The organism is Pseudostreptobacillus hongkongensis (assembly GCF_001559795.1).
GTDB lineage: Bacteria > Fusobacteriota > Fusobacteriia > Fusobacteriales > Leptotrichiaceae > Pseudostreptobacillus > Pseudostreptobacillus hongkongensis.
In genome coordinates, this window is sequence record NZ_LOHY01000080.1 from 20,657 (window position 1) to 29,081 (window position 8,425).

Annotated in this window: 8 protein-coding genes; all 8 read right to left on the reverse strand. The window is 24.3% G+C overall.

The genetic code is table 11. The annotated features are described in order from the left end of the window. Positions 1-7: 7 nt before the first annotated feature. Complete coding sequence (locus AYC59_RS02965; protein WP_066895053.1) at positions 8-1,363, reverse strand: coproporphyrinogen III oxidase; 1,356 nt, start codon at positions 1,361-1,363, stop codon at positions 8-10. Next, complete coding sequence (locus AYC59_RS02970; protein WP_342666612.1) at positions 1,347-2,216, reverse strand: bifunctional 5,10-methylenetetrahydrofolate dehydrogenase/5,10-methenyltetrahydrofolate cyclohydrolase; 870 nt, start codon at positions 2,214-2,216, stop codon at positions 1,347-1,349. The genes AYC59_RS02965 and AYC59_RS02970 overlap by 17 nt, the downstream gene beginning before the upstream one ends. Further along, positions 2,191-2,691 (reverse strand): dihydrofolate reductase, encoded by a 501-nt coding sequence (locus AYC59_RS02975; protein WP_066895055.1) that lies wholly within the window; start codon positions 2,689-2,691, stop codon positions 2,191-2,193. Before AYC59_RS02975 ends, AYC59_RS02970 begins: the two co-directional genes overlap by 26 nt. A 1-nt stretch (position 2,692) precedes the next feature. Continuing rightward, positions 2,693-3,502: an undecaprenyl-diphosphate phosphatase gene (locus AYC59_RS02980; protein WP_066895057.1), complete on the reverse strand. Its 810-nt coding sequence runs from the start codon at positions 3,500-3,502 to the stop codon at positions 2,693-2,695. Between the two features lie 72 nt (positions 3,503-3,574). Next, positions 3,575-6,292 (reverse strand): DEAD/DEAH box helicase, encoded by a 2,718-nt coding sequence (locus AYC59_RS02985; RefSeq protein WP_066895059.1) that lies wholly within the window; start codon positions 6,290-6,292, stop codon positions 3,575-3,577. Then, positions 6,267-7,088, reverse strand: coding sequence for a hypothetical protein (locus AYC59_RS02990; protein WP_066895061.1), 822 nt, complete (start codon positions 7,086-7,088; stop codon positions 6,267-6,269). The genes AYC59_RS02985 and AYC59_RS02990 overlap by 26 nt, the downstream gene beginning before the upstream one ends. Next, positions 7,072-8,151 carry a DNA replication/repair protein RecF gene (gene recF, locus AYC59_RS02995; RefSeq protein WP_066895063.1) on the reverse strand — a complete coding sequence of 360 codons (1,080 nt, stop codon included), beginning with the start codon at positions 8,149-8,151 and terminating at the stop codon, positions 7,072-7,074. Before recF ends, AYC59_RS02990 begins: the two co-directional genes overlap by 17 nt. Beyond that, the gene (locus AYC59_RS03000) at positions 8,148-8,351 is read right to left on the reverse strand and encodes an RNA-binding S4 domain-containing protein (protein WP_066895065.1); all 204 of its coding nucleotides are present in this window, start codon (positions 8,349-8,351) and stop codon (positions 8,148-8,150) included. Before AYC59_RS03000 ends, recF begins: the two co-directional genes overlap by 4 nt. Positions 8,352-8,425: the final 74 nt, after the last annotated feature.

Here is an 8,425-nt window from a genome sequence, read left to right on the forward strand (position 1 = left end):
ACACCCCTTATATATTCTTTTTTTGATTAAGTTTTTCTTCAAATTCATCTACCCACATTAAAGGATCTTTTGCATTTACTAACCTTGTAATATCTCTATCTGTAATTATTTTAGTTATAGCTCCTGCTCCTATAGAAATAATCGTCTTATTTTCTTCTATCATTTCTATATTATATATCAACTGTTTATTTGGTTTACAAAATCCTACATTTTCTCCTTCAATACTAGAACTTTTTTGTCTATATAAATAATATGGTATATATCCTCTTTTTTCCATTACTTCATATATTTTATCATTTATTAATTTATAGTCTAGTTCCTTATCAAAGAAATAATTATTTTTAGTTAAATAGGAAGCTTTTTTCATAGCTAAATAATGAAAAGTTATATTATCAGGTTCATAATTTTCTAATTCTTTTATTGTATTTAAAACATCTTGTGTATCTTCTTTGGGAAGACCTATTATGAAATCCATATTTATTTCAAAATCTAGTTCTTTACTATCTTTATACACTTCATTTAATTTTTCAATATTATGATATCTGTTAACTAATTTTAAAGTTGAATCTTTAAAAGATTGAGGATTTATACTAATTCTAGTAACACCATATTCTTTTAATATTTCAAGTTTTTTCCTATCTAAAGTATCTATCCTACCTGCTTCAAATGTATATTCACTTATATTTTCCATATTAAATTTAGAAATATGCTTTAAAAACATATTTAATTCATTATAATCTAAAAAACTTGGTGTTCCTCCACCTACATAAATAGTATTTATAGGAAGATTTAACTCATTACATAAATTTGACATTTCATCTATTTCTTTTATTATTGTATTAAAGTATTCATTATATCTTTCAAGATATTTTCCTTTTTTTAAGTAAGCTGGAAAAGAACAATATGTACACTTAGTCGGACAAAAAGCAAGTCCTATATATATACCTATAGTATCATTATCTATATACTCTATAGAGTTTTTTACAACATTAATTAGTAACTTAGCTTTCTTATTTGTTACCATGTATACTTTTTCCAAAATATTTTCTATTTCTTCATACGAGTATTTTTCTAATAGTTTCCTAACAAGTTTAGTCGGTCTAACACCTACCAAACTCCCCCAAGGTAATATTTTATTATATAGTTTAAGAAGTGATGTTTTAAGAATGATATCTTCTTGATTTTCTATAATTTTTTCTTCTCTATACGATATATTTTTTACTGTATTACTAACTTTCACATCAAAATAAGTTGTATTTTCATTTATTTCTATATATACTTCATCTTCATTTTCTTTAAAAAAAACATATAGAAATTCTTTCCATTTATTTTCATTTATTTCTATATTAGATCTTATTTTCATCTTCCCTCACATACTTTTTATATGATTTAAAAGTATTTTTCATAAGAGATGCAACAGTCATAGGCCCTACTCCTCCAGGAACCGGAGTTATATATTTACAAATAGGTGCAACCTCTTCAAAATTAACATCTCCACATAACTTATTGTTAACTCTACTTATACCTACATCTACAACAATAGCGCCTTCTTTTATATTTGACCTATTGATTAAATTAACTACTCCTGTAGCTGATATTATTATATCTGATTTACGTAGTTTATCATCTAAATCATATGTTTTACTATTACATACTAAAACTGTAGCTCTTTTTTCTATTAACATAAGAGCCATAGGTTTTCCAACTATATTACTTCTACCTACAACCGTTACAAACTTTCCTTCAAGTTCTATATTATACTCTTTAAATAATTCCATAATACCATAAGGTGTACATGCTGGAAATCCATCTTTTTCACCAATTAACATTTTTCCTAAATTTAAAGGATGAAATCCGTCTACATCTTTATTAGGACTTATATGAGATAAAATTTCTTTTTCATTTAAATGTTTAGGTAAAGGAAGTTGTACTAATATTCCATGTATTTTATCATCATTGTTAAGTTTTTCTATTTCTTCAATTATTTCTTTTTCTTCTGTTTTATCATTTATTTCTATAGTAATCGAATTAAATCCTAACTCTTCACATATTTTTGTTTTATTCTTAACATATATTTTCGAAGCAAAATTATCTGAATATACAATAACTGCAAGAGATGCAACCTTATTATACTTCAACTTCAACTTATCATATTCTTCCTTTATTTCATTAAGAATTTTCTTAGAAAGTTTATTCCCGTCCATTAAATTCATCATAATCGTTCCTTCTAATATACTCACAAAATATCCATCCATTATGTACTTTTTTATTTAACTTTATCCAACTATCATCTATTTTAGGGAAATATTCTGTAGCATCTTTGTTTATATAATCAATATGGCTCACGTACATTTTAGAAACAATATTCCTTTTTAATGCTTCTTTGTATATCTGTGAGCCACCTATAATAAAGTATTCCTCTTTTTCTTCTTTATACTTTTCTATTTCATCAAAATTATTAAATACCTCTATATCTAGCCTTTTTTTATCTAACCCTTTTCTGGAAAGTACTATATTTTTTCTATCTGGTAAAATCTTACCTATACTATCAAATGTTTTCCGTCCCATTATTACAGTATGACCTTTAGTTATATTCTTAAAATGTTCTAATTCTTCAGGTATATACCATAACATTTTATTATCTTTACCTATTTCTAAATTTTTGCCTACTGCAACTATTATACTCAACATATTATTTAACCATTAAAAAGTAGATTAAAATAAGTATACCTAATATTATTCTATAATATCCAAATATTTTAAAATCATTTTTTTTAATATATGTTAAGAAAAATTTTATTATAAATAGAGATAGGATAAATGTTAGTAAAAATCCTAATATTATTAAACTTATCTCATAAACTGTTAAAAACTTAGCTATTTTTAATATTTTTAACGCTGTCGCTCCCATCATAGTAGGTATGGCTAAAAAGAAAGAAAATTCTGTAGCTACTATTCTATTTAGACCTATAAGCATAGCTCCTATTATAGTAGAAGCTGATCTTGATGTACCTGGTATCATAGCTAAACATTGAAATATTCCTATATATATAGCTTGTTTATATGTAATATTTTCTAATTTATTAACTCTAGCTCTTTTATTTCTATTTTCTATAAATATCAATAAAATACCATATACAATCAACATAATTGCAACAGTAATAGGATTAAATAATTTTGCTTCTATAAAATCACCAAATAATAAACCTATAACAACTACTGGAAGAACAGCAACTATTATCTTTTTCCATAAGTTCAATAATTCTTGTCTTTTTCTACCTTTATACATAAAAGGGTATAACTTTTCAAAAAATATAACCACTACTGCAAGTATTGCACCAAGCTGAATTATTACTTGAAATGCTTGAACAAATTTTTCATTGCTTGATAATTTAAGAAAACTTTCTAAAAGTATCATATGACCTGTACTACTTACAGGTAAAAACTCCGTAAATGCTTCTACTACCGAAAGTAAAAAAACTTTTATTATATCTATAAACATTTAAAACTCCTCATATCAAATTAGTATTTTCATTATATCAAATTAATTATTAAATTACCACATCAATTTTGACTAAATTTTCTTAACTCTTTTATAAAATTCATCTTTTGAGATTTCTACTCTATGTTCTTTTTTATTAGATATTATTTTAGTTAAAATAAAGCTATTATCTTCTTCTTTAACTCTATCTATATTACTTTCTAACATATATAGTTTAACTTTAATAGAATATATAAAATTTTTCATCTCTTTAGGAATCTTACCAAATCTATCACGCACTTCTTCATTTAACTCTAATAATTCTTCATTAGACACAACTTCAGCATACCTTTTATATATAACTATTCTTTCATCTTTTTCTATATATTCTTTAGGTATATATCCATTATTTGCCAATAATATTTCGGTGTTTTTAAATTCTTGAACTTTTTCTCCTTTTAATCTATTAATTTCATTTTTTAGCATTTTAATATATAGATCATAACCAAAGGTATCTATAGCTCCATGTTGTTTTTCACCTAATATTTCTCCTGCTCCTCTTACATTTAAGTCTTCAAGAGAAAGTACATAACCTCCACCTTCTATACCTTCTATTTTTTCAAGACTTGCGTCTTTTTTCTTAGCTTTTTCAGTTTTAAATTCTTTATCTAAAAGATAGCAATAACCTTGTCTTTTACCTCTACCAACTCTTCCTCTTAATTGATAAATTTGAGATAGCCCAAGATTTGTATAATCTTCTATGATTATAGTATTAGCATTAGAAATATCTATACCATTTTCTATTATGGTTGATGCAATTAATACATCAAATTTCCCCTCATCAAAATCACTTATTATACTTTTAATTTGTTTAGGACTTAATTGCCCATGTATATACTCTACTTTAACAAAATTAGGTAATATATCCTTTATCAACTTCTTTTTTTCAGGCATTCCTTTAACATTATTAGTAATATAGAAAACTTGTCCATCTCTTGAAAGTTCCTTTAAAATAGCATTTTTCATATCTTCATCTGTTATTCTATCTGTAATTATAGGTAATCTATCCTGAGGAGAAGTTGATATTATAGATATATCTCTTATACCTAATAAAGCCATATTTAAAGTTCTTGGTATAGGGGTTGCACTAAGTGTTAATAGATGTATATCTGTTTTTTTCTTTTTAATTTTTTCTTTAGCTGTTACTCCAAATTTTTGTTCTTCATCTATTATTAATAATCCTAAATTTTTAAAATGAACATCATCCCCAAGTAATCTATGAGTTCCAACAACTAAATCTATACTTCCATCTTTTAAACCTTGTAATATATCTTTAGTATTTTTACCTGAAAGTCTTGAAAGATTAGCTACCTTTATCCCAAATTCTTCAAATCTATTATGACATCTTTCAAAATGCTGATTAGCTAAAACTGTTGTAGGGGCAAGAATTACACATTGATATCCATTTTCTATCGCTTTAAATGCTGCACGCATAGAAACTTCTGTTTTACCATATCCTACATCTCCAACAAGTAATCTATCCATAAGTATTCCACTTTCAAGATCATTTTTTATATCATCTATAGCTCTTTTTTGATCCAGAGTTAAATTAAAAGGAAATTTTTCTTCAAATTCTTCTTGCCAGACTGTATCTTTTTCAAAAGGTGGCTTTACTAAAAGGTGACGTCTTGCTTGTATTTCTAATAATTCCTTAGCAAATTTTTCTATATCTTCTTTTAATCTTTTTTCTTTTCTCTTAAACCCTTTAGTTCCTAGAGAATATAACTGTGGTGCATTACCAGTATATACATATTTACTTATTCTATCTAATTTTTCAACTGGTATATATAGCTTATCATTATCAGCATATTGAATATATAGGTAATCTCTATCATTTATATTAACTATTCCCTTATATTTACCTATACCAAATTCAACATGTATTACATAATCTTCTTCTAATATTTGATTTACAGAATTATACTTAATCCCTTTTCTTGAAAGAGCCTTTTTCTTTTCTCTTATTTCATCTTGATAATTTCTATCTTTATTTTTACTTACTTCTAACAAGTTAGAATTTTCTAATAAATTATCATATCTTTTTTTAAGAACATCTGTATTATCCTTATCAATCATAACTATTTGTTCTAATTTAAAATCTAATAATTCCTTATTTTCTAAGAATATTTCTATATTAGAGCCACTTAATAATTTAATCATTTGAACTATTTCTCTTTGTAATCCATTTAAACTATTAGCAAATATTCTAACATCTTCTATATTTTCTATAGATCTTTGATCATAACTAGAAAATACTTTTATATTTTCAAGTATGGTATCAAAGAAATCAAGTCTTATAGGGTCATCAAGGTTTGCTGGAAATATATCTATAATATCTCCTCTTATACCATACTCTCCTTTATTTTGAACTATATATGATTCTTTATATCCATTTTCAACAAAGAATTTTTTTAAGTCTTCTCTTTCATATTCTTCATTTTTACTTAAATCTTTATACCTAACTTCATCAAAAAATACTCTTAAAGCTAAATTTAAATCTAAAAATAGAATAGTTTTTTTACTATTCTTTAAAAACTCTATTATTTCTATATTAACACCTGTTAACTCAAGTTCTGAATTAGATGCCAAGTTTATATATCTAGCCTCATACTCACTTTCTCTTTGTTCTAGTATGTTATAGTAATAATCTAAATTTGAACTTACCGAACTTATTACAATAATTTTATTTAACTTCAGATTAAGCAAGTAATCTACGACATCTTCTTTATTTAACATTTCTTTTTTCTTCATAATATTTTTCTATACTTTCCTTTAACTTTTTAGACACTAACACCTGCAATTCTAATTCATCTGAATTAGTTTTTAACATTGCATACCTTCTAAATAACTCTGGTATTCTAAGTTCTTTTTTATTTACACTCTTATCATATTGCTTAAATATTTCTTCTATTACTCTATCAATTAAATATTTTCTAGCTTCTGTATATATTTTACTATTATTTATTAATAAAGGATTATTGTTTATTTCAATAACAGCATTATTAAACTTTCTATCATAATCTTCTTTTAGACAAATAGAACACATACCATCAAATGTATATGTAAATCTTTCCCCACAAATACTACATTTTTCCAAAGTATCATCATAATTACTTATATATATTTCAGCTATAGACTTTAAATATTCTTTATCTTCTTTATCTATATCCATTTTTTCAATATTTTCATATATCTTAGAAATATCTTCTGCTTTCATAGGACTTTTTTCTTTTAATTCATATGAAAGATTATTTTGTATTTCATTTAATTTCTGTATTTTTAAATTTCTTGCTTTTACAGCTCCTTTTTTATCATCCCAAATATTTAATTTTTGTATATTAGGATTATACTTTTGAATTTCATTTAATATTTCTCTTTTTCTTTCTTCTAAAACATATTTTATTATATGCTCATTAACATATATAGTTGAACTTTCATCCCCTTCAAAATATATACTAGATTCATAAAATCTAGGTTCTATATATTCTTTATAGTTAAATCTAGAGTTTGTATTATTAACATTAATCATATCAGATAAACTCTTCATTAATCACACCTCCATCAACTATATATTTCTTTCCAACTATTTTTAAATCTTCAGTAGAAGTTAAAAAACATTGTATTTCTTTTTCTAAAAAATAGTTGATTATTTGATTTTTTCTAAAATTATCAAAAAATGAAGTAATATCATCCATTAAGAATATGGGTTTTTTATTAAACTTATTTTCAATAAGCTCTATTTCTGATATTTTAAGTACAAATACTATAGATTTTTTCTCTCCTTGAGATGAATAATATCTCGCATTCTTATTATTCAATTCAAATATATATTCATCTTTATGTATACCATAATTAGAAAATCCCACTAATAGGTCTGAATTTTGTTTACTTTTTAAAAATTCCCTTATTTCATTTTTTAACTTTTCAATATCTTCAAATTCTTTTAATTTCATAAAATTTTCATATTTTAATACTAAGGTATGCTCTTCATTAAATAATTCTTTATAGTTTTTATCTAAGATATTATTTAATTCATTAATATACTCATTACGAATAAGCAATATTTTTGCACACAATTCCACATATTTTTCATTGTATATTTCAAACATACTATCTTCAATTTTCTTTTCTTTAAGGTACTTATTTCTTACCTTTAAGATTTTTTCATAATTTACTATAGCTTCTAAGTACGTTCTATTTATTTGAGATATTTCGTAATTGAAAAATGTCCTTCTAATAGAAGGATTCCCCATTACTAATTCAACATCTTCTGGTATAAATGAAACAGCTAATATATCACCTATATAGTCTATGTACTTTATCTTCTCACCATTTTTATAGTATTTTTTTTCATCTTTAAATAGATTAATAGAATAATTTGACATATCCTCTAGTTTTATAAATACCTTAGCATCATTTACATCATAATTTATCATTTCAGAATTTTTTTTAGTTCTAAAACTTTTACCAGTTGCTCCAAAATATACAGCTTCCATAAAACTTGTTTTACCTTGTGCATTTTGACCATATATCAAGTTAAATCCACGAGATAACTTTACTTTTTTATCTTTTAAATTTCTAAATCCAGAAAAATATATTTCTTTTATCATTTAACTATGATACTTTCTCCATTTAATTCTACTTTCATACCTCTGTATATTTTTCTTCCTCTTCTTGTTTCTACAACTCCATCTACTAAAACATACCCATCAAGTATAAGTTCTTTAGCATTTGATCCACTTTCAACAAGATTTGCAAACTTTAAAAGTTGATCTAATTTTATATATTCACCTGTTATGTTTATTTCCATATTTCACCTCTCAATTAATTATACTAAATATGTTTAAATTTATCAATTAGAAAGAAAAGGGGCTGTTGCAATAA